This window comes from Mesorhizobium sp. WSM4807 (assembly GCF_055811615.1).
Genome location: NZ_JBVVQY010000005.1, coordinates 75,450 through 100,193, shown reverse-complemented (window position 1 = coordinate 100,193; position 24,744 = coordinate 75,450). Strand labels below are relative to the sequence as shown.

Sequence of the window (24,744 nt, the reverse complement as noted above, 5' to 3'; positions counted from 1 at the left end):
AAATCGGCCGACAGGGCTGTCGGTCCGATAGCGGCCGCGCTTTCGGGAAAGCCGTCTGCAAAGGTCGTCAAACTCCGTAGCCGACAGCAGGTCTCTGCCTGAGCCCTCCATAGCTCCGCAGTCGTTTCGCCACCCTCCATCAAGGTTTGGTTGCCAAAGTTGAACCACAAGTCGTCCTTGGTTTCGAGCAGAACCGCTTTGGATAGAAGCGGCTTTTGTCCTTCAGTCCCGTGCGCGAGCTGACGCGCACGATGGTTGTGGCGTCTGGCAGGCGCAGTTCACCGGGAAAGCGGCGCTGGCCTTCGAGCCAGCCAGTCTCGCGCGAGACGGTGACGGTGCGCTGCTCGATGCGGCCATGGCCCTTGTCGAGATCGACGAAGCTGTCGAGGCAATCGGCTGGAGCGTCGTCGAAATAGCGCTCGATCTCGGCTCTGAGCGTCGGCTGGTTGGCCTTGACGGCGAGCAGGTAGTCGGCGCCGGCATCCCTGATGGTGGTAGCAATGGCGGCATTGGTGGCGATGGCGTCGATCGAGACGAGCGTGCCCTTGAGGCCGTCATTTGCCGCCAGGCGCTCGACAAGCACCGGGATCGCGGTCGTCTCGTTGCTCTTGTCAGCGACGGCCTCCTGTCCGAGCACGAGACGGGCAGTGGTGGCGAAGGCCGAGACCAGATGCAGCGGCGCCTTGCCAGCGCCGCGATCGTGGCTGCGCCGTGACGTCTTGCCGTCGATGGCGACGAAGCCCGGCTTGTCGGGCCATGTCTGGCGCACCCATGAGGTGAAGGCGGCCGAGAACAGGCCGGGATCGACGCGGTTCATCAGCATGGTCAGCCAGCGCCCGCCTGGCACGCCGTGATGATAGGGCAAGTAGCGGCGCAGGAAGTCGAGACGCGCCGCGCCCCAGTCGGCAATCAGATCATAGTCGTCGCAGTCGCAGATCGTGCCGCAGACAACCAGAAGCAGGACTTCCGGCAGCGGATGCGCCACCCGCCACGGCTCGCGCGGGTCTTCGATTGAGGCGAAATGCTCCAGAAGCGCCTTCAGGCGCGGCTTGTCAAATCCTTCGAGGGTGGCAAGGGTCATGGCACGGCTCCGAATCATCGAAGCCCCATGGAATCAGATCAACCGCAATCCTAAAGTGCGTTAACCCGAGTTCGAAGCTACAGTTGCGTTTTGCGGTGACCGGTCGCATTATCCCGCCGGGGCGGGATTCCATTTGGATTTACTGAAGAAGCTCTTGATCATTGTGCTTGCTGGCGCCGGCGCCGCCGGAGCCGTAGCGCTCATTGAACGATTGGTTCTTGAGCCCCCAAGGCCCGCCGTGATGGGCGATCCGCCACCACTCCCAATCATCAAGGAAAAGCCGGTTCGAAAATGGAGATGGCGCCTGACATAGCCGCTAAACCGGCTCGAATGACTGCGTCGGTGAAGCTCGGGATATTCTGCCTGATCTATGCCGGCACCGCGGCGCTGCTGTTCCCGGAATCATTCCTGGCGGCTTTTGGTGAAACCCGTTTGCGGCTCTACTACCTGCTGATGCCACTGATGGTGTTTCTCGGCCTGGCCATCGCCGGCGTCATCAACCGGCCGCGATCGCCGCTCGGTTTCGTTCGAGACAAGTTGGCGGCGCGCGGCATCGGCGCTACGTCGACCATCCTGATCTTCATGGCCTGCGTCGCGGCGTACACCGCCTACAAGCACGACTTTTCCGGCCTGGTGACCTTCTTCGCCGATCCGCTATTCGCCCGCGTTGACGCTGCCATCCATTTCGGCGATCCTTGGCGCTGGGCCCGTTCGGTGCCGGTCCCGCCGGCGCTTGACCGGCTGCTCTACGTCCTCTATTCGCAGCTCTGGCTCGTACTCCTTGCCGGCATCGTGGTGTTCGCGGCGTGGCTGGAGAACGCCGCCGCCCGCCAACGCTATTTCCTGGCATTGACCACAACCGGGATCCTGCTGGGCGTCGCCGTCCGCCTGCTTGGCTCGTCGGCCGGGCCGATCTTCTACGACCGCATGTTCGGCGGCGATCGCTTCGCGGACCTCATCACAGCGTTGAAAGCAAGCAATGCCGGGCCCGATACGCTCCGGATTACCGACTACCTGTACTCTTCTTATACCGACAACGTGACCGTCGTCGGCAGCGGCATCTCGGCCATGCCGAGTTTCCACGTCGCCATCGTCACCTTGAACGCGCTGTTCCTATGGAGCCTCAACCGTTGGGTAGGCGCCATCGCATGGCTCTATGCCGCGGTAATCCTGTTCGGATCTGTCTATTCGGGCTGGCACTATGCCATTGACGGCTATGTATCGATCGCCGCGGTGCTGCTGATCTGGAGATGGGCAAGCCGCAGAACATATAACTGGCTATAATCCGCACAAATCCGCCCGGTCTAGAGCCTACAATTGTGCGAAATGGTTAAGGACGGGGATTCTACTTACGGTTTCATTGGCTTATGATGTGGGTGAACGGTCGCTTCACCGATCTCTGCGCGGACTTGGCTTCGGCGGTTGGCTCCTGCGGAAGCGGCGCCGGCAGCTGATACGGAACAAGCGCGCTCTTGTCACTTGAACCCGACGTCAACCCCACCGAACAGGGGGTGCTGGGTGTTCCCATCAGTGTCCGGGACCGTTGATCGGCGGGGCCAGTCTGAAGCGATTCGGGCGCCAATGGCAGGTCAAAGGTCAGCCTCAACGGATGCCTTTGTCGCCACCGGTTTTGTGGTTGGTTAACCAGAAGTATCCCCGCCGTGTTGTAAAATAAAGTACTTGGCTTATGATGGGATAGGGCGTGGGGAGACAATCTTGGCGTTGAAACTGGTTATCCAGATTCCCTGCTACAATGAGGCAGCGAGTCTTGGAGCAACTGTTACGGCGATACCGCGCGAGATCGACGGAATAGATAGCGTCGATATCCTCGTGATCGACGACGGCAGCACCGATGGGACTGCCGAAGTTGCGAGAAGCCTTAACGTGAATCATGTGGTTAGCCACCGGCGCAATCGGGGACTGGCGGCTGCGTTCCAGACAGGAATAGATGCCAGCCTTCGCGCGGGAGCTGGCATTATTGTCAATACTGACGCTGACAACCAGTATGACGCGTCGGACATAGAGCTGCTTATAGGGCCGATTCTACGCGGCGAGGCCGACATCGTCATTGGCGACCGCCAAGTCGGCACAAATCACCATTTCTCATCAGGCAAGCAGGCCCTGCAGCGCATTGGCACTGGCTTGGTCCGCCATTTGGCGGGGATCGACATTCCCGATGCAGTCAGCGGGTTTCGGGCCATGAGCCGCGAGGCGGCGATGCAGATCAATATCGTTTCGCGCTTTTCCTACACGACGGAAATGCTGATCCTGGCTGGCCAGAGGCGGATGGCAGTGGTGTCGGTGCCTGTCCGGACCAACGCGCCGATGCGCGAATCGCGGCTGTTCAAAAGCATACCTAACTTTATTTTCAATACCAGCATCACGATCGCGCGAGCCTATGCGCTTTACAATCCGCTGAATACATTTCTGCTCATCGGCAGCTTGATCTCTTTGATCGGAGCATTGCCAGTACTACGTTTTCTGTGGCTGTTTCTGGCCGGGAACAGTAGCGGCCACATCCAGTCGCTGGTGCTTGGGGGAGTGCTGATCATTATCGGCTTCATCACTTTGCTTTTCGGGATTGTCGCCGATCTCATCGGGCGCAACCGGCAAATGCTCGAAATGGCTCTTTTCAAGCTACGGAAAATCGAAGAGCGACTGGATCGAGTCGAGTGATGACGAGTCTGGCCGGCTTTCTTGACGCGAAGCCTGAAAGTCCTGTCGGGGTTGGCCGACGGACAATTCTTTTCCTTTTCGGCACAATCGCCGCGCTTCAACTGGCGACGGCACTCTTTCGCGAAGTGAACTGGGATGAATTCCATTTCCTGTCGCTGGTGTTCGAGTACAGGCGGGCTTCGCTTAGCCTTGCCCTGCAGACATTTCACGTCCATCTATTTTCATGGCTGGTGCTGCTGCCGACCGACGAGATAGGTATGGTCGTTGTGGCGCGTTGCCTGATGTGGCTTCTCCACCTGGCGACGCTCTGGTTCCTTTTGAAAACAACTGAGAGCCTCCTTTCCGCCCGCGGGGCTTTGTGGGCGACGTTACTTTACGCCACACTGGTCTTCGTAATGCGGCACGGGACGAGCTTCCGCGCCGACCCCATCATCACCGCACTTCTCATGGGTGCACTCTTCGGACTGACTCGCGACCGCCTCCCCCTCGGAGTGCTGACCCTTTCTGCGCTGGCAGTGACGCTTGCGGGATTGATCTCGATAAAATCGGTCTTCTATGTTCCTATCATCATAATGGTCGCAGTGCTGCGGCTGGTACGCACCCCCGACAAGATGTTGCTCCGCAACATGGTCATCGCGCTCTCCATAGCTGTCGTGGCATTCGCAGGTTTGTTTCTTTGGCACGCAGCGAGCTTGGCGCAGAGCGGGCCTCCGGCCAGAAACACCCTAACCGACGCCTACAACAAGCAACTCGTTGACAACGATCTTTTCCACGGGGCCCGATTTCTGCTGTACTCGCTGGTTTGGAGCGCGCCGCAATGGTCTGTGATCGGCGCTGGAATAGGCTTGGCTATAGCGCGTGTGGTCAAGACTCGAAGTGTGGAAAGGCTCCACGCGTTGACTATACTGAGCTTCATTTCGCCGCTGTTGCTCATTGCCTTCTATCGAAACAGCTTCCCCTATTTCTATGTGTTCATGATGGCACCAGTAGCGTTGGTCGGGGCGTTGACCGCAGACGCGCTACGCCCACTGTCGAAAATTGCAGGGACGCTTCCCGCGATATTCGTTGCCTTGGCGGCAGTCCAGGCGGCTCCAGAATTTCAGCGAGACCAATCGGCCCAGCAGTCGCTGATTTCTGCAGTGCATCAGATCTTTCCGGAACCAGTGCCATATATTGCTCAAGCAGGCGTTATCGTGCGTTATCCCAATGTGGGATTTCTGATGAGTACCTGGGGAATTGGACAGTATCGCAATCGTGGAGAACCGGTGCTCCTACATGCGATTAATGAAAAAAAACCGCTCTTCGTCATCGTCTCCGGCCCGGCGCTCTCAGCCGCCCTGGAGCCCGACACCAACGCTGCAAGGCCGGGCGAGGAATTGCTACCAGCGGACATAGAGGCGTTGAGGGAGAACTATGTCCGGCATTGGGGTCCAATTTGGATCGCGGGAAAGCAACTGCCTGCGACGAGCGGCATGGAAGCTGCATTCGCACTTACCATTCCGGGACCATATACAATCACGGCGGATGCTCCGGTCCAGATTGACCAGCAGCTAGTCCATCCGGGCGATGTTGTCGAACTCGCTGTCGGCATGCACACCTATCGAGGAGGAATGGCCGCGTTACGCCATGGACGAAACCCGCCAGTTCCCGCGCGTGGGCCGCCAACGTTGGTCTTCACCGGATTCTGAACGGAGGATCTCCTAGCTTGCGCGTCCTGATCTCTACGTCAACTTTCCCCCGCTTTCATGGCGATAACGTCACTCCCTTCATGGCCGATCTGGTTTTCGCACTCGCCTCCAGAGGAATAGAATTGGACGTGTTGGCCCCGCATTCTCCTGGCAGCAAGAAGATCGAGGGCTTCGGCAACGGCGTTACCGTTCATCGCTTTCGCTATGCCTGGCCTGAAAAGGCGGAGAACATCTTCTATGGCGCGGGAGCCCTCGAAAACCTCAAGTCAAAGCCGTTAAAGGCGATGAAGCTACCATTCGTCGCGGTCGCGCAAGCCGCTGCTACCTATTGTCTCGCCAGATCGCGTCGTTATGATCTGATCCATGCACATTGGGTGATCCCGCAAGGTATCACGGCATTACCTTCCTGCCTCGGTCGAACGGCCCTCGTCGTCACTGCGCATGGCAGCGATGTCCTCGGTTTGCAGGGACGCCTGCCGATGTGGGCGAAACAGCTTGTCGTGCGACACGCCTCATTCCTGACAGCTAATTCTGTCGCGACGGCGAATGCCCTTCACGCGCTGAGCGCTGACCCAGGTCGCGTCGAGATCGTTCCGATCGGAGCGTCTCTACGGCCTGCCGAGACGACGATCCCTGCCGGGAGAGATGGATTCGCCGATGAAGCAAGCCCACTCCTGCTTTTCGTCGGAAGATTGATCGACTGCAAAGGAGCAGACGATGCGGTCGCGGCTCTCGCGTTGCTGCAAAACCGTCTACCGCGCGCAAGACTCGTTGTCGTGGGCGACGGTCCGGAACGGCAAGCGCTGGAGGCAAAGGCGGCGTCTCTCGGGATCAGCGACTGCATACTGTTTACCGGCTGGCTGCAGCCGGCGAACGTTATCTATTGGATGCGCAGGGGCGATGTGCTGATCATTCCTTCCCGCCGTGCGGTGGATGGAACAATGGAAGCACAGGGCGTCGTGCCGCTCGAAGCAATGCTTCACAATCTGCCTGTGATTGCTTCGCGATGCGGTGGTCTTGTCGATATCATACGACATGAGGAGACGGGGCTTCTGGTTGCCGAGCGATCGCCAGGAGAAATCTCGGACGCGGTGGAGACGATCGTCACAAACAAGGATTTCGCGACACGCCTCTCTGCCCGTGCCAAGGAATGGGTTTTATCGGAGGGTACGATGGCCAGGACGGCCGAACGGTTCCACGAGATTTATCAGCGGGTTTTATCGGTCGGAGGGTGAAACCATCAATGCCCTCGCCAAAAAATGACTTTGGGCAAACGAATGGAAAAACGCCGGAGCTGATTATGACATTGCGGGCATGGGCAAGAAGGAGTTGGCTAGCGGGGCCGCTGATTCGGCGCGCATATTTTGCGCTGGCCACGCTGAAATTTCGGAATTCTGCTGATTACTGGGAAAGGCGCTATGATGGCGGCGGCACATCAGGTGCCGGTTCAGTCAACCATCTGGCGCGGTTCAAAGCCGATTTTCTCAACCGCTTTGTAGCAAATCACGAAATTCGCTCGGTGGTCGAGTTCGGCTGTGGCGATGGAACGCAACTGACCCTGGCGGAATATCCCAACTATCTAGGGCTCGATACTGCACCTTCAGCTGTCGCATTATGTCGGAAGCGGTTTGCAGGTGATCCAACGAAACAATTCGAACTTGTCGATCACGATCCCGGTCGGCGCGATCTGGCACTGTCACTGGATGTAGTATATCATTTAGTGGAGGATGAAGTGTTCGAGACCTACATGCACCACCTGTTCTCTGCCTCCGATCGGTTTGTTATTTTGTATTCCAGCAATTCAGCCGAATCGACCCCGGAACCGCACATCAGGCATCGCGTATTTACCGACTGGATCGAGGCCAATCGACCGGAATGGAAACTTTATTCGGTGATGCCGAACGCTTATCAGCTCAATCCGCGCGATCCCGACAATACATCCTTTGCCGATTTCTACGTATACAGCCGATCCTAGCCAGACGGCCGCCTCAATCGCCTCGTTCCTACAATGAAAATTGCGAGCAAAAGTAAGCCGAGCACTACGGCGATCCGGTTAGTCCCAGCAATCACGAAGCCTGCGGCGGAATCGATATTGGCAAGAGGCGACAGCAACGCAGTTATCGCCTCAGTGACGCCCAAGCCTGCCGGAATGAAAGATGTGACTGTTCCGATGATCGAGGCGATTGAAAAGGTTGAAGCCTGATCAAAGCCGAGGCCGATCCCGAGCGCCTTTGCCGCCAGACAGAGCCGGATGGCTTCGAGGACCAGTCCGGCAAATTTGACCATCAACGCCGAAGCAATCAGTCTCCAGCCGGTGCGGAGGCGCGCAAAGAAGACGATGCTGCCCCCAATGAACAGCGACCCGCATGTGACAAAGCCCGCGCCAATTTTGACATGGCCGAGCGCAAGAAGGAAAAAACCCGAATAGCCGAACGCAGATCCAAACCACAAGGCCATGAAGATGACAATCAGGCTGCCTCCGAGTTTCAGCCCGATCCCGTAGACTCGCAGCGCCGTAGCACGCGACAGCAGGCCGGCCGGCAAAAAAAGCATGTTGGCGGCACTCGAAAAAACGCCTATTTCGAACGCGCTTGCCCAGGCAATGTTCTTCCCCCCCATTGCCGCCATGATCTGGAGTTCGACCGCGTTGAGTCCCGCTGTAGCAGGGACTGCGATCAAGACGAGGAAGACGAATGGAGTTGCGTTGAGCCGTTCGATCAGGCCGGGCATGCTGTGCAGGGCCAACAGCAGCCCTCCCGCAAAGATCGATATCGCCACTATGAGTCCGAGATTTCGAATGAACGCACGGTGGGAGGAACCCCAGTTGAAAATCCGGGCGCCTAGCATGGTGAGCCCGGACCCCACCAACCTTGCTTTGACCGAATTCAAGAGCAGTCGCCCCGCACCGCCACGACATGATGACTGCGCGCATGTTCGGATGGGGACCGGTCCGTGAGTCGGGTCAGCCGATAACCGGCTTCCATCAGTGCCTTCGTGGCGCGCCTCACCCCCTCCGGCGCGAAATCATGCATCTCGCAAATCACAACTGGATATGTTTCCAGCGTCTTTGCGGCACCCTGCAGAGCATCGGCCTCGCCTCCTTCAATATCTATTTTTATCACATCGGGGCGTGGATAACCTTCGGCTACGAGGCTGTCGATCGATCTGACCTGTACGCTTACGGGATCAACGGCTTTCTCCCCGGATTCGATCAACCTCCCCGACATCGCACCGCCCCTAACGTCGAAAATCCTTGTTTCGTCCGTAGCGCCTATCGCGAATTCGTGGAGCGATACATTCGGGACGCCGTTTTCCAAGGTCCGGCGGAAATACTTTAGGTTGATTTCACCGGGCTCGAACGCAAGCACCCGGCCCGCTGGCCCCACAATCTTAGATGCTATCAGCGAATGCAGACCGATATTGGCGCCAATATCGTAGAAAACCGCCCCGGATTCCAGATAGTGATGGAGCAGGGCAGTGACTTCTGGCTCGTGATTTTTCGGGTTGGTTGAGTTCCAGTGCAGCATCGGGTTGAAGAAGAGGTCATACCCGTTTGGCAGCTTGACCTGATCGATGCTTCCCTTGGACGCCCGCTGCAGAACCCTGCCGAAGCCGAGCCTATCCAGCAAAAAGCGCCTGCCAGCGTGGGGAACTATATTGCCGAGAACGTTTATCAGATGAAATGCATGCTTGATAGTATTCATTGATGCCCTCTGGAAAAACATGCTCATGCCTTGGCGTTATCAAATTAGGCAACGTTATCTTCATTTTAGTGGAAGCTGAGACAAAAGTCACCTTTATAGGTGGCCAGGACATCAAGACCTGTGTCGGGCGTTTATCGCGGCGACGACGGCAATTGTTAGCTGATCGCACGTTGTCCGGGTCGCTATCGCCGGCCAATGAGGGAAGGAGCATTTTTCAACACGGGCCAAATAGGGCTATCTGGCCGCTGATTGTACCGGCCGTCTGCCTCGCAATGGTGGTGACTGAAAATGTATGTGCGTGACCTCATCGGCAGGAAGTCAGAAAAATCTGCTGCGATCTAGAAGCAAGGTAACGTGGGAAGGATACCTCTCCCGTGCCGCAAATCCGGACCGCCCCCCCGATGCGTCTGTCGCGATCATCGCTCGGTCGGCGCAATATCTCCTCGCGCGCCGGGTTGCGCTAACTGCTTATACCAAATCAGAGAAGGGGCTATGAGTCGCTATTGGTGATCTCTGGTATAAGTGTCTGCTATGAAGGTAATCATGGACAACCGTTATCCGCCAGACTCGGACTTCGTCTGAATGGCGGCAAACGAATTCGGGCCGAGACCTGCGATGCCTTCAGGGCTTGTGTGGCGGCGCCGATCAATCGCGCCGGAATGTCCGTGATGGATCGGAGCAGGCGCAATGTGCTGATCGGTGCGGCTATCTTCGGAGCCCTGAGCCTTGCGGGGCTGCTTCCTACCATGTGCGCCAGGCGGCAAATCAGGACAAAATCCCCCATGGCCGAAACCAGCCGTCCCAAACGGCCGCCGGGACAGGCGAAGCCGTTGCTGGAGGAAGATATCGCGCCGGTGCTTGCGCGCCTCGATGCCTGGTATGCTGCCCATCTGCCGCCAGACAAATATGTGTTCAATCCGCCGGCCACGGACGCGCAACTGGATGCGTTCGAGCGCCTGATCGGCCTCAAGATGCCGCGCGCCTATCGCGACCTATACCGATGGCACGACGGCGAAAACGACGACCGTCGGGGCCATATCTACGGGCATCCGCTGCTGCCGCTGCATCAGGCAGGGGCGCAATGGAAAGCCTGGGTCGATGTGCTCGCCGATTTCGGCGGCAATCGCTATGAAATTCCCGGAGGGGCGTGGCCTGAACACGCGGTTGACCCGGCCTATATCAATCCGCGCTGGATACCGCTGACCCATGATGGCTCAGGCAATCATATCGGTCTCGATTTCGATCCCTGGCCCAGCGGTCGCGTCGGCCAGGTCATCCTCTTTGGGCGCGACGAAGACGTGAAGGCGGTGCTTGCGGAATCCCTTGGCAAGTTCCTCGAGTGGATCGCCGGCCTGCTGGAAAGCGGCAATTTCAGATTGGAAGCGGCGGAAGAGCCAGTGCTGCGCCGGTTCCGATTGAAAGCCCCCCCATCAAACGACTTCCACGAAGGCGCACGAAGCCTTCTGGGCGCACCTGGCCCCTTCCTATGACGGCACGTATTTCGGTGACGCACTGCGAAGCGGGATAGGCATGGCATCGTGGCTCTGCAGGGTTGCAACTTGGTATTAGCCCTTGCCAGTGAGATCGAGACGAGGAATATAATCCTTCGTTGCGGCGACCACGAACCGAGATCGCAATTCTCACAGGGCGATGTGGCGCTCCAAAAACTTAAAATCGGTGGCTTCGGCTCTAGGCGTGCCGTTGGCGTTCATCGGGTTAAGCCGGTTGACCGTCTCAATAATGGCCTTCGCAAGCGCTTCGCCCTCCTGGACCGGCTCAGGACCGGCCTTCCCATGTAGCCAGTGGCTACGTTTTCGGTGCGGAGCTTCATTGACCTGCAACGTTGACGATGCCGGTTTTGTTGCCCGCACCGTGTATTTCTGGAACCTAATATAACCGGAAAGATTGAATCGCGGTCTGTGTATTCATCAAAGGCGCGCGCAGGCTGTTGTCTTTTTGCCACTGAATAGACCTATTGCGGTCTGGTCTGTTTCGATGACTGGACCGAAAACTCAAAATAGCATACCGAGCGAGTATCTCTTTATTCCTCTTCTTATCAAGGATGGTTTTATGTACCGACTGCTTCTCGCTTCAACCGTCCTGCTCTCCATGGGAAGTGTCGCACTTGCTGCTGACGCTGTGTATTCCGATCCGGTCGTGGAAACGCCGGTTTCGGCCTACAACTGGTCGGGCTTCTACGTCGGCGCGCATGCAGGATACGCTTGGGGCGATTATACGCTGTTCAGCGATTTTGGCGGCGGCCCAAATGTAGATGTCGACGGTTTCGTGGGCGGTGCAACTATTGGCTACAACTGGCAGTGGGACTATTTGGTCCTTGGCATTGAAGCTGACATCTCGAATGGCCCCGATGGAACCACTTCCCAAGGTACTGCAGGACCATTTTGGAGTTGTAATTCAGGCGATTGCAACGCCGAGATTGAGTACTTCGGCACGGTTCGCGGACGTCTCGGTGTCGCATTCGACCGCTGGCTTGTCTACGGCACGGCAGGCTACGCTTACGGAGAAGTCGAAGGGGGCATCGAGAACTCCGACCAACAGGGCGGCGGATCGGCCGACGGATGGGCCGCTGGCCTCGGGACGGAAATCGGCTGGACGGAACACTGGTCGACGAAGGCTGAATATCTGCATGTTGATCTGGGCGATATCCCATTCGGCACAGGGGTTGGGACCGAGAATTTCGAAGGAGATGGCGACTTCGACGTATTTCGTTTGGGCGTCAATTACAGGTTCTGAGCGCAACCAGCTTCAGGGGCCCGGCCTAGCGCCGGGCTATTCGTTCTCGAAGTTTAATAACTGAACAGCTGGGCCCGTATCCTCCTGGGCCTCGACCTTGGCGTTTTCCTTTTGCGTCATGTTGTCGGCCAATGCTCCGATCAGCCCGCGTCCTCCTCCGGGGACGGAGGCGCGGGCAATCGGAGGCTATCGGTTCCCCGCGCCGTCGGCAGTGCCTTCGTCAGCGTCAATCGCGAGATGCGCGAGCGGCTTGGAAACATGTCCAGGAACATGCCGGGCCACCGCCCAAGGACATGGCAAAGCGGCCGGCAACGCAGTGGGTCAAGCCGGGCATCAAAGCCCGCGTAAAGCATTTAAGGGGCGAGGAAGACCTTCGGCACGCCTCGCTTCAGGACTTCTGGGACGAAAGCTAGCGCGCTCTTCTGCCACTCGGCGCCGTCTGGTTGAGCATTCATGAGATTTGAGGTCTATTAAGGGCGCCTTACGTTGAAGGCGGGGAGTCTGATGCACAACGTCTACAATGACATCGACGCCTATGACGACATCCAATCGTTGATCAACAGAGAACCGATTTGGTGGGATAGATACGGCGTGCCGCGCTATGTCCCTTTCCGTCCAGGCGGGTCCAGCAGAGAATGCGTCCTCGTATTGGCTCGGGCTCGCGGTGGTCCCGAATACCTACAACTGATATGCGGCTACACCGAGCAATTCGAAAGAGCCGAACAAATAATCCGACGCCAGTTTCTTCCGATGGGAGAACCACCAGCAGGTCTGCACGCCAAGAACGGCGATGTGAGCGCAGAGGGAATTAAAGTGCTGGAATATTGGCGGCGCGAAACACCGTTGCAGCAGTGGCAGCGGTTACCGGAATTTGAAATCGACCTGATCGATTGAGGCAGCCCCGGAGGTGCGCAAGGCAGGCGCTTGCTAGGACCATTGAGATCAGGAATCCTCCCCGTTGCGGCGAGCCCTTCGACGGAGATCGCCATGCGCCAAAAGACCCTCGCCGACACTCTGGCCGCCCGCACGGGGGCGACGGAAGCAACGTCTACTACGACAGCGGTTTCGGCAGCGCGGTCCAGAATGGACCCCGTGACTGAGTGGTGATCCCGACAGGAATCGAACCTGTGACCTACAGATTAGGAATCTGCCGCTCTATCCTACTGAGCTACGGGACCACGCGGCCCGACACATAACCGCTTCGGACCGTTTCGCCAAGAGGCAGGCTCGATGCAATCGGTCGGTTGCGAGTGGATCGCAAAGATGCGCTGCGGATAGCGGAACTTCGGATCACCGCCGCGCTTTAGTGTGCCGAAGGAGATGCCGCATGGGTGCTACGAAAGAGTTCTTTGAAACCTGGCTCCAGGAGAACGTCGGCGACCTGCCCGCTGAAAGCGAGGTGAGCGTGGCGGTCCTGGCTCAGCAATTCGAACAGGATGCCGACGCGGCCGGCTATGGTCACGAGGTGCGCGAAGACGAGATCGGCGATATTGAAGAGGCTATTGCGGAAGCCCTGAGCAAGGCCAGGGCAGGCGCAGAGCCGCAGGCTGCGGCCGAAGAGAGCGATCCGGCGTCCGTCATGGAGGCGCTGGAGGTCGACGACCCGAAGAGCGGACCATAGCGGTCCAGGCGCCACCGATTGATCTTCGCATAGATTCGTCGCGGCGGTTGCGGCCCCCTCTACATGGCAGGGCTATCGCATATTGGTAAGTACCCCCTCACCCGGATTGCCAACCGAATTGCGAAGGGCAATTCGGGACAATCCGACCTCTCCCCAAGCGGAGAGGAGCCAGCGCTGACGCTTCTCTCTTCTCCCCGGCGGGGAGAAGGTGGCCGCCCACGGGTCTTGCCTCCGGCAAGCCCGAGGACAGGCTCCGCGGCCGGACGAGGGGGCGGTTCTCATATGCGATTGCCCTACCCTATATGGGGGCAAGCCCGAGAGTAGGCTTTGTACGCATCAGGCGGCCAGCGCCGTCTCCGCGAGCTTCACCCAATAGCTCATGCCGTGCGGGATGACCTCGTCGTTGAAGTCGTAAGCCGGATTGTGGAGACCGGCGGTGTCGCCATTGCCGATGAAGATGAAGGCGCCGGGCCGCGCCTCCAGCATATAGGAGAAATCCTCGCCGCCCATCACCGGCTGGATGGCGCGGTGCACCTGAGCCTCGCCGGCGACATCAGCGGCGACGTCGCTGGCAAAGGCCGTCTCCTCCGGATGGTTGAAGGTGACGGGATAATTTGCGTTGTAGTCGACCTCGATCGTTGCGCCGAAGGCCGCGCCCACGCCCTCGCAGATGGCGCGCACACGCTGCTCAGCCTTCCTGGCGACCTCCTTCTTCAGCGTGCGCACGGTGCCGGCGATCTCGGCGCTCTCGGGAATGACGTTGTAGGCGTCGCCGGCGTGGAATTTCGTCACCGACACCACGACAGCCTCGACCGGATCGGTGCTGCGCGAGGCGATCGTCTGCAGCGCGCCGACGAGCTGGCTGGTGATGACGATCGGGTCGATCGTGCCGTGCGGCATCGCCGCATGCCCGCCCCGGCCCTTGACGGTGATGGTGAATTCGGCGGTCGCCGCCATGATCGGGCCCGGCTTGATGGCGAATTGCCCGACCGGCAGGCCCGGCATGTTGTGCATGCCGAACACCTTGGAGATGCCGAAGCGCTCCATCATGCCGTCCTTGACCATCTCGTTGCCGCCACCGCCGCCTTCTTCGGCCGGCTGGAAGATCACTGCAACGGAACCGGCGAAATTGCGCGTCTCGGCAAGATATTTGGCAGCACCGAGCAGCATCGCGGTGTGGCCGTCATGGCCGCAGGCGTGCATCTTGCCCGGAATGGTCGAGGCGTAGGGTTTTCCGGTGATCTCGTTGAGCGGCAGCGCATCCATGTCGGCGCGCAGGCCGATGCTCGTGCCTTCGCCCAGGCGGCCGCGGATGATGCCGACGACGCCGGTCTTGCCGAGGCCGGTCACCACGTCGTCGCAACCGAAGGCCTGCAGCTTGTCGGTGACGAAGGCGGCGGTCTTGAAGACGTCGAAATTCAGCTCTGGCGTCTGGTGCAGATGGCGGCGCCAGCCGGCGACCTCGTCTTGCATTTCGGCGGCGCGGTTCAGGATCGGCATGATGGTTCCATCTCGCTGTTGGAGCAGACGGGCTCTGCCTGCTGCTTTGCAAATTGTGCCTGCTGTTTTACAATTGTCATTCAGGCACTTTGCCATCTTGACGTCACATAGGCTAAATAGCACCGCAAGATTGCGATCCGGATAGGGGCCGGATCACCATGCTGGCGATCGCGTAACAAATCTTACGGAGCCAGAGGCGACTGCGGCAAGAGGCGATTTCGGATTCCACCATGCGGTACAGGCATTTCCTCAAACTATTGCTGGTGGGCGCCGTGGCGCTTCCGGTGCTGGCCGGACCGGCTCTCGCCAATCCGACGATCGTGTTCGACCTGGTGAATGGCAAGATCCTCCAGCACCAGGAGGCTTTCAAGCGCTGGTATCCTGCCTCGCTGACCAAGCTGATGACCGCCTATGTGGCATTTCGTGCGATTGCCGCGGGCGAGGTCCAGCTCGATTCGCCGATCAAGGTCACGAAGCGTTCCGCCGGCGAGCCGCCGAGCAAGATGGGCTTCAAGCCGGGCTCGGTCATGCGGCTCGACAACGCGCTGAAGATGATGCTGGTCAAGTCAGCCAACGATGTCGCCATGGCCGTCGGCGAGAACATCGGCGGTTCGCAGGCCGCTTTCGCCGAACGCATGAACACCGAGGCGCGCCGGCTCGGCATGACCGGAACGCATTTCGTCAACCCGAACGGGCTGTTTTCGCCGGACCAGTATACGACGGCGCGCGACCTCGGCTTGCTGGTGATGGCGATCCGCACGGAATTCCCGCAATATGCGCCATGGTTCTCGATCGAGGGCCTGGCCGTCGGCAAGAAGCAGATCGCGAACTACAATCTTCTGATCGGCCGCTATCCCGGCGCCGACGGCATGAAGACCGGTTTCGTCTGTCCCTCGGGCTTCAACATGATCGGCTCGGCAACACGCGACGGGCGCACGCTGGTGGCGGTGGTGCTTGGCGAGAAGTCGGCCGTCACCCGCGCCGAGACCGTCGCCAGGCTGCTCGACCACGGCTTTGCCACGCCGACACCGGGCTGGTTGACGGTGGCGGCGCTGCCTTCCTATGGCGACACCACATCGGTCAACGACCTGAATGACGAGATTTGCAGGAAGAAGCCGGCTAAGGAGCAGTCGGAAGCTGTCCCCGTCGGCGATAAGAATGCGCCAAAATCTCCTTATCGGAAAAAGCTCGACCATGTGCCGACATTGGTCGCCGTCGGCCTTGGCGGCGCCACCGGGCCGAAGCCGAAGGCGATGCTCGATGCATCGGGCCGGGAATATGCAGACGTGCCGCTGCCGAACTGGCGGCCCGACCTGCCGCCGCCGCCCGGCGCCGAGCCGGCGGTGATCGGTTCCGCCACCGCGGCCCGGGAGCCCGCCAAGGCCTTGAACTAGCCTGATGAGCAGCGGCTTTCCCATCGCCGTCTCGGTGCTGACCGGTTTTCTCGGCGCCGGCAAGACGACGCTGCTCAACCGGCTGCTCAGGGATCCCGCGCTTGCCGACACCGCGGTCATCATCAACGAGTTCGGCGAGGTGGCGATCGATCATCTCCTGGTCGAACAGGCCTCTGACGGCATAATCCAGCTTTCCGACGGCTGTCTCTGCTGCACGGTGCGCGGCGAACTGGTCGACACGCTGGCCGATCTCGTCGACCGGCTGCAGACCGGCCGCATCGCCCGGCTTGCCCGCGTCGTCATCGAAACCACCGGCCTCGCCGATCCGGCGCCGGTGCTGCAGTCGATCATGGCGCATCCGGCGCTGGTCCATGCCTTCCGGCTCGACGGCGTCATCACGCTGGTCGACGCGGTCAACGGCAATGCGACGCTCGACCGCCATGTCGAGGCGGTGAAGCAGGTGGCGGTCGCCGACCGCATCGTGCTGACGAAAGCCGATCTGGCCACCGATCCGCGCGACGTCGAGGCCCTGCGGGCCCGGCTGCGGCAGATCAATCCGGGTGCCGAGCTGCTCGATGCGGGTGACAGAAGGACCGATGTAGCGGCGCTGTTCGATTGCGGCCTCTACAACCCAGCCACCAAGTCCGCCGATGTGCGGCGCTGGCTGGGCGAAGAAGCCGCCCATCATGAGCACCACCATGGCGACCATGACCACGGCGACCATGACCACGATCATCGGCACGATTCCCGCGTGCGCGCCTACTCGCTGGTTCATGACGGGCCGGTGCCGTTTTCGGCGATCGAGATGTTCCTCGACCTGTTGCGATCGGCGCATGGCGAGCGCCTGCTGCGCATGAAGGGCATCATCGAATTGCTGGAAGACCCATCGCGGCCGCTGGTCGTCCACGGCGTACAGAAGGTCCTGCATCCGCCGGCGCGGCTGCCGTCCTGGCCGGACGGTCAACGCGGCACAAGGCTGGTGCTGATCACGCTCGACATGCCGGAAGATTACGTCCGCCGGCTGTTTGCCGCCTTCACCAACCGGCCATCGATCGACACACCGGACCGCGCAGCGCTGGAAAACAACCCGCTGGTTATCGCCGGGCGGTGAAGCTGCCAATCTCCCCCTTGAGGGGGAGATGGCCGGTAGGCCAGAGGGGGTCGGCGCGACCGGACGCGGCCTCCTGCGGCAGATCAAGGTTGGCGCTTCACGCGCGGCGACCCCCTCTGTCGCCTTCGGCGACATCTCCCCCTCGAGGGGGGAGATTATCCCGCTCCGCGCTCGACGAGGAAGCGATGGCCGCCTGAGATCGCTGCCGTTTCGATCAATCGATGACCGCCCTCGGCGCAGAAGGCGGGAATGTCGATGACGGCGAGGGGGTCAGTGGTTTCGAGCCACAGGCGGCTGCCCGGCTGCATCGTGGCCAACCGCTTTTTTGCCTTGAGCACCGGCAACGGGCAGTTCAGCCCTTTGAGGTCGTAGACGGCGGCGGGGCTGGTTGAGGGCCTGTCTTCCTGGCCCCCATCTTCTTGTTCAAGCATGAACCTCAGCCGCCGAACATGCCGAGCAGCCTCTTCTTCAACCTTGTCGCCGTGCTTTCGGCGTCCGCAGCCTGCGTTTCGACTGCCGGGGCGGCCTGCGATGGCGCGACGGTGGCGGTGACGACGACAGGCGTTTCTGCGGCGGCCTTGGCAGCTTCCTTCTCGGCCAGAGCCTGAGCCTTGGCCGCCTCTTTCTCGGCCTTGGCTGCTTCTATCGCCGCAAGCCTTTGCTCCTCGGCCTTCTGCTTGGCGGCTTTCTCGGCGTCGAGCGCGGCCATCTTGCGGCCCGCCGGCGAATCGATGCGGCCCATGCGCGCCGTCTCGGTCACCGAGCCGTCGGCGTTGAACGACGGCGGGTCGATCGGCACGCGTTCGCCACGGGCGCGTTTCTTCGACCATTCGGAGACGATGCTGGCTTCCTTGATGCCGGCGATGGTCGGCTTGGGCGCCGGCACGCTGGCCTTGACCGCGCCGTTGAAAGCCGCTTCGTAGGTGCTCTGATAGGCGTTGAAGGCGCTCTTCAGCGAATCCGGCTGCGTCGTCGCGGGGCAGGCGCCGGCCGGATCGAACGTCGCGCCGTCGGCCGCGACCTGGTTGAAGACATAGCGCTTCTCGCAGACATCGACCTTCGGCGGCACTTTGGTGATCTCGAAATTATCGTAGCCGACCTTCAGCATCTTCCAGAATTCGTAGTTCGGGTCTTTGCGATAACGCGCCATGTTGGCGGCGGTCATGCGGAACGGAAAAGCCTGGATCTGGAACTCGGTCTGCCCGCCCTGGAAGGCATCGCGGCCGAAGGCGTAGATCTGCTCGATCTGTGCGTCGGTCATCGAATAGCAGCCCGACGACGAGCAGGCGCCATGGACCATCAGATGGGAACCGGTGCGGCCATTGGCGCGATCGTAGACGTTGGGATAGCCGATGTTGAAGGCAAGGTGATAGCTCGACCGCGGATTCATCTGCGCCGGACGGACCGTATAGAAGCCCTCCGGCGCCTGGCGGTCGCCTTCGGTGTATTTGGGACCCAGCTTGCCCGACCATTTGCAGATGTCGTAGCTGGCGACCAGGTCATAGCGGCCGTTGGTCTTGGCCTTCCAGATTTCGAGCTTGCCCTCTTCCTTGAAGATGCGGGCCATCACCGGCGAGGTGCGGGTCATGCCCTTGGCCTTCATGCTGGCCAGGATCTTGTCGGGCAGCGGCTTGTTGGCCTGGGGGGCAAAATCCTTCATCGAAGAATCGGTGCAGCCGGCGACGCCTAACGCGGCAATCACAAGTCCGGTGCGGGCAAGCTTGGCAAACATGGCTATGTCTTTTCTTTCGGCCGCAGGCATCAGCGCCGTCAGGCCCAACCCTAATCCCGTTAACCTTGAAAATTCCTTACCGCAAGCGCCGGGCCTTACGGCATCTGATTGAAACGAGTGCAGCGGCATTTTTGTGGCGGATACGCTCAATCTCGCCACATTGCAGCGCCGAAACAGTCTGGCGGTCCGTCCGATAGAAATCGGACGGCCTGAATCTTCTTGTTTGACCATGATCTTTTCCGAAAACCGGTACCCACTTTTTGCTACGCTGACCTTCGGTTTGGGATCATGGTCTAGAGGTTTCGCCCCATAGCCAGGTATTTCTCGCGGCGCTCCTCGCGAAAATCGGTGTTGGCGCCGGAGAATTCCTTCATTGTTTTGGCGATGAGATCGCCGGTGGCGGCAATCACCGTCTCCGGGCCACGATGGGCGCCGCCGAGCGGTTCGGGAATGATGGCGTCGATGATCTTCAGCTCCAGCAGATCCTGGGCGGTGATCTTCATATTGGTCGCCGCATCCTTCGAGCGGGTGGTGTCGCGCCACAGGATCGAGGCGGCGCCCTCCGGCGAGATCACCGAATAGATGGCGTGTTCGAGCATGTAGACGCGGTTGGCGGTGGCGATCGCGATGGCGCCGCCCGAGCCGCCTTCGCCGATGACCACCGAAATCGACGGCACCTTCAGGCCGAGACAGGCCGAGGTCGAGCGGGCGATGGCTTCCGCCTGGCCGCGCTCCTCGGCATTGACGCCGGGATAGGCGCCAGCCGTGTCGACGAGAGTCAGCAACGGGATATTGAAGCGGTCGGCGAGTTCCATCAGCCGCACCGCCTTGCGGTAGCCCTCCGGCCGCACCGAGCCGAAATTATGCCTCAGCCGGCTGGCCGTGTCCGAACCCTTTTCCTGGCCGATGATCGCGACCGGCTCGCCGCGGAAGCGGGCGAAGCCCCCGACGATCGCCTGGTCCTCGCCGAAATTGCGGTCGCCGGCAAGCGGCGTGAAATCGTTGAACAGGCCCTTGATGTAGTCGACGCAATGCGGCCTGTCCGGATGGCGCGCCACCTGCACCTTCTGCCACGGGGTCAGCGCCCTATAAGTGTCGCGCAATGCGTCGCGCACGCGTTTCTCGAGACGGCTGATCTCATCGCCGACATCGACCGCCTCGCCATTCTCGGCGAGCTTCTTCAGCTCGAGGATTTTGCCTTCGAGATCGGCGACCGGCTTTTCGAAATCGAGGTAATTGTACATTCTTGGCGGACCGATAAGCCGGGAGGCAATGACTGACGGAACCTGGGAAATGGAGGCTCCGGGCGGTGGAACGTCGCCCTCACATAGCGATATGACGTCTAGTCGGCAAGCGGATGATGATCGTTGACCAGCCGCACCAGCCGCTCCTCCAGCACATGCGTGTAAATCTGTGTCGTTGAAATATCGGCATGGCCAAGCAACTGCTGCACGGCCCTGAGATCGGCGCCGTTCTGCAGCAGATGGCTGGCGAAGGCATGGCGCAGCACATGCGGCGATATTTTCGCCGAGGCGATGCCGGCGCGCGCGGCAAGGCCCTTCAGGTCGCGGGCGAAGACCTGCCTGGAGAGATAGCCGCTGTCGCTTGCTGCCGGGAAAAGGAACGGGCTATCTGCGAAAGCCGGCACCGTGGCCCGGGCAGCGAGCCAGGTCCGCATGGCCATGCGCGCCTTTGCCGACAGCGGCACCATGCGTTCCTTGTCACCCTTGCCGCGCACCATGAAGAAACGATCGTCGCGCTGCGCCACCGTCACCGGCAGGCCGACCAGTTCGGAGACGCGCAGGCCGGTGGCGTAGAGCACCTCGACCAGCGCATGCAGGCGCAACGCCGCCAGCCTGTCGCCATCGTTCAGCGAGGCGTCAGCTGCTTCTTGCGCCGCACGGTCGAGCAGCCGGCCGGTGTCGGCCTCGCTCATCGTCTTCGGCAGCGGCCGGCCTTTCTTCGGACTGTCCAGGGTTCCGGTCGGGTCGTCGCGGCGCAGGCCTTCAGCATAGAGGAACTTGAAGAACTGGCGGATCGCCGACAGTTTGCGTGCCTGCGAGGTGGCGGCAAAACCGCGTGCGGCGATCTCGTCGAGATAGCCGCGGATATCGGCGGCGGCGGCACCCGCGAGCCCGCCGCCGATCTCGGCCGAAGCGTCTTCGAGGTCGCGGCGATAGCTGGAAAGCGTGTTTTCGGCAGCGCCGCGCTCGGCACTCATCATTTCCAGAAAGGCTTCGATGCGGGCCGCGCTGTTCATTTCTCGGGTCAGTTTTTCTTGATTCAGTTCTTCTTGATTCAGTCTTTCTGGGGATTCAGCTTTTCGGGAGGAATGCGTACGCTCATTTCGGCCTTTCTCGGCTCGACGAACATCGCCAGAGCGAACATCGCGCCGTAGACAATGCCGGCCAGAATCGTGAGCGTCACGACAAAGCGAAACAGTGTCGGCATCAATTTTCGCCCGTCTGCTTGTTCTGCGTTTCCAAACCCTGTGCCCTTATGAGACGCCAATCCGGCCAATTCAAGGGCGAAGCTCGGATGACGCGCGGCCGCGCCACGCTTGACGCAATCAGGCTTTTGATGTCGATACGCCGGCAAAGAGGGCCTAAGCAGGCATTCATGGGCTGGCCCATGAATGCCTGCTTGGATTCTTTGGCTTGTCGCAGGTTCTTGTCGCAAACCGTGGGGACACTTTTGCTGAACCTGCTTAGAAACATCATGGTGTCATGAACGCGCTACCAGCAAATCCTCCTGATGAGAGCCATGCCGCGCTGCTCGGCCGCCTAGGCAACCGCTCCATCGTCTTTGTCGGCCTGATGGGCGCCGGCAAGACGGCGATCGGCCGCAAGGTGGCGGCGATACTGGGACTGCCTTTCATCGACAGCGATCAGGAGATTGAAAGCGTGTCGCGCATGAGCGTGCCGGAATTGTTCGAACGCTATGGCGAGACCGAGTTCCGGGCGCTGGAGCAGCGCGTCATCCTGCGCGTGCTGGAACACGGGCCTCAGGTGCTGTCGACGGGCGGCGGCGCCTTCATGAGCGCGCAGACGCGGGAGGCCATTGCCGGCCATGGCGTGTCGGTATGGCTGAAGGCCGAGATCGACCTCTTGATGGACCGCGTTTCCAAGAAGCAGAACCGGCCGCTCCTGAAAAGCGCCGATCCCCGCGCCGTGATCGAGCGGTTGATGGCCGAGCGCTATCCGGTCTACGCAGCCGCAAATGTCACCGTGCCGACCCGCGACGATCGCAAGGAGGTCATTGCGGCCGAGGTGGTGAACGCGCTTTGCGGGTATTTCGGCGTTGCAGCCGCGACAGGCGAGGTGCGCTCGTGAGCAGCAATGCGACAGTCACCGTCGAAGTCGGGCTTGGCGATCGTGCCTATGACATATTGATCGGCTCCGGCCTGCTTTTGCGCGCCGGCAGCGAGATTTCGCGCCGCCTGCCCGGCACGCGCGCCGCCGTGGTCACCGACGTCAACGTCGCCGCCGCCCACCTCGATACGTTAAAGGCCGGCCTCGAAAAGGGCGGCATCCAGCCTGCCGTCATCACGCTGCCGGCTGGGGAAAAAACCAAGAGTTTTGCTCATCTCGAGGAGGTGGTGGACGGCGTGCTGGCAGCCAGGCTTGAGCGCGGCGATGTCGTCATCGCGCTCGGCGGCGGTGTCATCGGCGATCTGGCCGGCTTCGCCGCCGGCATCGTGCGCCGCGGCATGAATTTCGTGCAGATCCCGACTTCGCTGCTGGCGCAGGTCGACTCTTCCGTCGGCGGCAAGACCGGCATCAACAGTGCGCGCGGCAAGAACCTCGTCGGCGTCTTCCACCAGCCGAAACTGGTGATGGCCGATACCGAAGTGCTCGACACGCTGCCGATCCGGGAATTTCGCGCCGGTTACGCCGAACTCGCCAAATACGGGCTCATCGACCGCCCCGAGTTCTTCGCCTGGCTGGAGCAAAACTGGGGCAAAGTGTTTGCCGGCGGCCCGGAGCGAGCCGAGGCCATCGCCGAAGCCTGCCGCGCCAAGGCCGATGTCGTCGCCCGCGACGAGTTCGAGACCGGCGACCGCGCGCTGCTCAATCTCGGCCACACGTTCGGCCATGCGCTCGAGGCCACCACCCGATATGACAGCGCCCGGCTCGTCCACGGCGAGGGAGTCTCCATCGGCATGGCGCTGGCTTATCGCTTTTCGTCACGCCTCAATCTGGCAAGTCCCGACGACGCGGCGCGCGTCGAGGCGCATCTTCGCGCCGTTGGCCTGCCTTGGCGCATGGCCGATATTCCGGGTGAACTGCCTGATGCCGAGGCGCTGCTTGCCTTCATCACCCAGGACAAGAAGGTGTCGCGCGGCGCGCTGACCTTCATCCTGACGCGCGGCATCGGCCAGGCCTTCATCGCCAAGGATGTGCCGGCGTCGGAAGTGCTGTCGTTTCTGAGGGAGAACCATCCGGGTCAGCCAAAAGGCAGCCCGGGTCAGCAGAAAGGCAGCCCGGGATGAACGAGGGCGGCTGGATCGTCGCTGGCGTCCTTGCCGGGCTCGGCCTGCTCGCCTTCGCCTTTCGCGCGCGCCTGCTCGCCGCCTTCGGCTATCAATTGCAGCGCATCGAGCCGCAGCATTCGAACCATGATGAAGCGCGCGGCGCCGTCGACGATTTTCGGCGCGACGGCCAGGTGGTGCGCGAGGATCGCGCCCGCATCGGTCGCCTGTCCGATCTCGATGAGCTCGAAGTGTCCGATGTCATGGTCCATCGCACCAACATGCGGTCGGTCAATGCCGACAATCCGCCGGAAGCGGTGGTGCGCGAGATCCTGCAGAGCCCGCATACCCGCCTGCCCTTGTGGAAGGGCTCGCTCGACAACATCGTCGGCGTGCTGCATGCCAAGGACCTGCTGCGCGCGCTGAACGATGTCGGCAACGACTTTTCCCAGATCGACGTGATGAAGATCGCGACAAAACCGTGGTTCGTGCCCGACACCACGACGCTGCAGGAACAACTCAACGCCTTTCTGCGGCGCAAGGCGCATTTCGCCATCGTCGTCGACGAGTATGGCGAGGTCGAGGGGCTGGTGACGCTTGAGGACATCATCGAGGAGATCGTCGGCGAAATCGCCGACGAGCACGATATCGACATGCAGGGCGTCAAGCAGGAAGCCGACGGCTCCGTCGTCGTCGACGGCACTGTGTCGATCCGCGACCTGAACCGGGCCCTCGACTGGGACCTGCCGGACGAAGAAGCCACCACCATTGCCGGTCTCGTCATCCACGAGACGCAATTGATTCCGGACGAGAAGCAGGCTTTCACCTTTCACGGCAAGCGCTTCGTCGTCATGAAGCGCGACAAGAACCGGATCGCAAGGCTGAGGATCAGGCCGGCCGGCGACATTTAAAGCGCGTGGCGTCTGAAAAGATTCACGCAACGCGCTTTAAATTCTTGTTTTTATGCATGTCGTTGTCCCAAAACCGCTGCGCACTTTTGGGCGACATGCAT

At 60.6% G+C, this 24,744-nt stretch carries 23 protein-coding genes, 1 tRNA gene and 1 pseudogene; 14 read left to right on the top strand and 11 right to left on the bottom strand.

Features of this window, described 5'->3' with window-relative positions; translation table 11 throughout:
• Positions 1–208: 208 nt before the first annotated feature.
• A pseudogene (locus tag AC0L3N_RS08270) lies at positions 209–1,081 on the bottom strand (ISAs1 family transposase); the annotation flags it as partial.
• A 297-nt stretch (positions 1,082–1,378) separates the two neighbouring features.
• Between AC0L3N_RS08270 and AC0L3N_RS08265 the strand changes: the two are divergent.
• The 5 genes from AC0L3N_RS08265 to AC0L3N_RS08245 all read left to right on the top strand — a co-directional run bounded on the left by AC0L3N_RS08265 (position 1,379) and on the right by AC0L3N_RS08245 (position 7,420).
• Positions 1,379–2,365, top strand: a complete 987-nt coding sequence (locus AC0L3N_RS08265) for a phosphatase PAP2 family protein (protein ID WP_473546949.1) — start codon at positions 1,379–1,381, stop codon at positions 2,363–2,365.
• Between the two features lie 432 nt (positions 2,366–2,797).
• On the top strand, positions 2,798–3,757 hold the full coding sequence (locus tag AC0L3N_RS08260; RefSeq protein WP_473546947.1) for a glycosyltransferase family 2 protein: 960 nt from the start codon (positions 2,798–2,800) through the stop codon (positions 3,755–3,757).
• Positions 3,757–5,445 (top strand): ArnT family glycosyltransferase, encoded by a 1,689-nt coding sequence (locus AC0L3N_RS08255; protein WP_473546945.1) that lies wholly within the window; start codon positions 3,757–3,759, stop codon positions 5,443–5,445. Before AC0L3N_RS08260 ends, AC0L3N_RS08255 begins: the two co-directional genes overlap by 1 nt.
• 17 nt (positions 5,446–5,462) lie before the next feature.
• Complete coding sequence (locus AC0L3N_RS08250) at positions 5,463–6,680, top strand: glycosyltransferase (protein ID WP_473546943.1); 1,218 nt, start codon at positions 5,463–5,465, stop codon at positions 6,678–6,680.
• An 8-nt stretch (positions 6,681–6,688) separates the two neighbouring features.
• The gene (locus AC0L3N_RS08245; RefSeq protein WP_473546941.1) at positions 6,689–7,420 is read left to right on the top strand and encodes a class I SAM-dependent methyltransferase; all 732 of its coding nucleotides are present in this window, start codon (positions 6,689–6,691) and stop codon (positions 7,418–7,420) included.
• Here the strand turns inward: AC0L3N_RS08245 and AC0L3N_RS08240 are convergent.
• Positions 7,417–8,334 carry a hypothetical protein gene (locus AC0L3N_RS08240; RefSeq protein ID WP_473546939.1) on the bottom strand — a complete coding sequence of 306 codons (918 nt, stop codon included), beginning with the start codon at positions 8,332–8,334 and terminating at the stop codon, positions 7,417–7,419. The two genes, AC0L3N_RS08245 and AC0L3N_RS08240, sit on opposite strands and share 4 nt — an antisense overlap.
• The gene (locus AC0L3N_RS08235) at positions 8,331–9,176 is read right to left on the bottom strand and encodes an FkbM family methyltransferase (protein WP_473546937.1); all 846 of its coding nucleotides are present in this window, start codon (positions 9,174–9,176) and stop codon (positions 8,331–8,333) included. Before AC0L3N_RS08235 ends, AC0L3N_RS08240 begins: the two co-directional genes overlap by 4 nt.
• 479 nt (positions 9,177–9,655) lie before the next feature.
• On the opposite strand from AC0L3N_RS08235, the gene AC0L3N_RS08230 reads away from it, so the two are divergent.
• Positions 9,656–10,639, top strand: a complete 984-nt coding sequence (locus AC0L3N_RS08230; RefSeq protein WP_473547269.1) for an SMI1/KNR4 family protein — start codon at positions 9,656–9,658, stop codon at positions 10,637–10,639.
• A gap of 150 nt (positions 10,640–10,789) precedes the next feature.
• Here AC0L3N_RS08230 and AC0L3N_RS08225 read toward each other — a convergent pair whose 3' ends face one another.
• Complete coding sequence (locus AC0L3N_RS08225; RefSeq protein WP_473546935.1) at positions 10,790–11,020, bottom strand: hypothetical protein; 231 nt, start codon at positions 11,018–11,020, stop codon at positions 10,790–10,792.
• 124 nt (positions 11,021–11,144) lie between these two features.
• On the opposite strand from AC0L3N_RS08225, the gene AC0L3N_RS08220 reads away from it, so the two are divergent.
• Positions 11,145–11,903, top strand: a complete 759-nt coding sequence (locus AC0L3N_RS08220) for an outer membrane protein (protein WP_473546933.1) — start codon at positions 11,145–11,147, stop codon at positions 11,901–11,903.
• A gap of 504 nt (positions 11,904–12,407) precedes the next feature.
• Positions 12,408–12,797, top strand: coding sequence for a hypothetical protein (locus AC0L3N_RS08215; RefSeq protein WP_473546931.1), 390 nt, complete (start codon positions 12,408–12,410; stop codon positions 12,795–12,797).
• A gap of 207 nt (positions 12,798–13,004) precedes the next feature.
• Here AC0L3N_RS08215 and AC0L3N_RS08210 read toward each other — a convergent pair.
• Positions 13,005–13,081: transfer RNA gene (locus AC0L3N_RS08210), tRNA-Arg, on the bottom strand.
• A gap of 149 nt (positions 13,082–13,230) precedes the next feature.
• Between AC0L3N_RS08210 and AC0L3N_RS08205 the strand changes: the two genes are divergently transcribed.
• Positions 13,231–13,524 carry a hypothetical protein gene (locus tag AC0L3N_RS08205; RefSeq protein ID WP_473546929.1) on the top strand — a complete coding sequence of 98 codons (294 nt, stop codon included), beginning with the start codon at positions 13,231–13,233 and terminating at the stop codon, positions 13,522–13,524.
• Positions 13,525–13,860: 336 nt separating this feature from the next.
• On the opposite strand, the gene AC0L3N_RS08200 is transcribed toward AC0L3N_RS08205, so the two are convergent.
• On the bottom strand, positions 13,861–15,024 hold the full coding sequence (locus AC0L3N_RS08200) for a M20 aminoacylase family protein (protein WP_473546927.1): 1,164 nt from the start codon (positions 15,022–15,024) through the stop codon (positions 13,861–13,863).
• Between the two features lie 230 nt (positions 15,025–15,254).
• Here AC0L3N_RS08200 and AC0L3N_RS08195 point away from each other — a divergent pair, with 230 nt between their 5' ends.
• Together AC0L3N_RS08195 and AC0L3N_RS08190 are read left to right on the top strand one after the other, a co-directional pair.
• Positions 15,255–16,418, top strand: coding sequence for a D-alanyl-D-alanine carboxypeptidase family protein (locus AC0L3N_RS08195; RefSeq protein ID WP_473546926.1), 1,164 nt, complete (start codon positions 15,255–15,257; stop codon positions 16,416–16,418).
• A 4-nt stretch (positions 16,419–16,422) separates the two neighbouring features.
• Positions 16,423–17,529, top strand: a complete 1,107-nt coding sequence (locus AC0L3N_RS08190; protein ID WP_473546924.1) for a CobW family GTP-binding protein — start codon at positions 16,423–16,425, stop codon at positions 17,527–17,529.
• Positions 17,530–17,684: 155 nt separating this feature from the next.
• Here the strand turns inward: AC0L3N_RS08190 and AC0L3N_RS08185 are convergent, their stop codons facing one another.
• From AC0L3N_RS08185 to AC0L3N_RS08165, 5 genes are all read right to left on the bottom strand, one after another.
• Positions 17,685–17,960 carry a sulfurtransferase TusA family protein gene (locus tag AC0L3N_RS08185; RefSeq protein ID WP_473546922.1) on the bottom strand — a complete coding sequence of 92 codons (276 nt, stop codon included), beginning with the start codon at positions 17,958–17,960 and terminating at the stop codon, positions 17,685–17,687.
• A 5-nt stretch (positions 17,961–17,965) separates the two neighbouring features.
• Positions 17,966–19,261, bottom strand: a complete 1,296-nt coding sequence (locus AC0L3N_RS08180; protein WP_473546920.1) for a L,D-transpeptidase family protein — start codon at positions 19,259–19,261, stop codon at positions 17,966–17,968.
• 293 nt (positions 19,262–19,554) lie between these two features.
• The gene (locus AC0L3N_RS08175; protein ID WP_473546918.1) at positions 19,555–20,505 is read right to left on the bottom strand and encodes an acetyl-CoA carboxylase carboxyltransferase subunit alpha; all 951 of its coding nucleotides are present in this window, start codon (positions 20,503–20,505) and stop codon (positions 19,555–19,557) included.
• A 98-nt stretch (positions 20,506–20,603) separates the two neighbouring features.
• A complete protein-coding gene (locus AC0L3N_RS08170; protein ID WP_473546916.1) occupies positions 20,604–21,521 on the bottom strand; it encodes a site-specific tyrosine recombinase XerD in 918 nt (305 codons plus the stop codon).
• 38 nt (positions 21,522–21,559) lie between these two features.
• Positions 21,560–21,712 carry a histidine kinase gene (locus tag AC0L3N_RS08165; RefSeq protein WP_473546914.1) on the bottom strand — a complete coding sequence of 51 codons (153 nt, stop codon included), beginning with the start codon at positions 21,710–21,712 and terminating at the stop codon, positions 21,560–21,562.
• A 275-nt stretch (positions 21,713–21,987) separates the two neighbouring features.
• On the opposite strand from AC0L3N_RS08165, the gene AC0L3N_RS08160 reads away from it, so the two are divergent.
• From AC0L3N_RS08160 to AC0L3N_RS08150, 3 genes are read left to right on the top strand one after another with little or no spacing between them, the layout of a single operon-like run.
• Complete coding sequence (locus tag AC0L3N_RS08160) at positions 21,988–22,593, top strand: shikimate kinase (RefSeq protein ID WP_123148606.1); 606 nt, start codon at positions 21,988–21,990, stop codon at positions 22,591–22,593.
• The gene (gene aroB / locus AC0L3N_RS08155; RefSeq protein WP_473546913.1) at positions 22,590–23,753 is read left to right on the top strand and encodes a 3-dehydroquinate synthase; all 1,164 of its coding nucleotides are present in this window, start codon (positions 22,590–22,592) and stop codon (positions 23,751–23,753) included. The genes AC0L3N_RS08160 and aroB overlap by 4 nt, the downstream gene beginning before the upstream one ends.
• Positions 23,750–24,643, top strand: coding sequence for an HlyC/CorC family transporter (locus AC0L3N_RS08150; RefSeq protein ID WP_473546911.1), 894 nt, complete (start codon positions 23,750–23,752; stop codon positions 24,641–24,643). The genes aroB and AC0L3N_RS08150 overlap by 4 nt, the downstream gene beginning before the upstream one ends.
• The last annotated feature ends 101 nt before the right edge of the window (positions 24,644–24,744 follow it).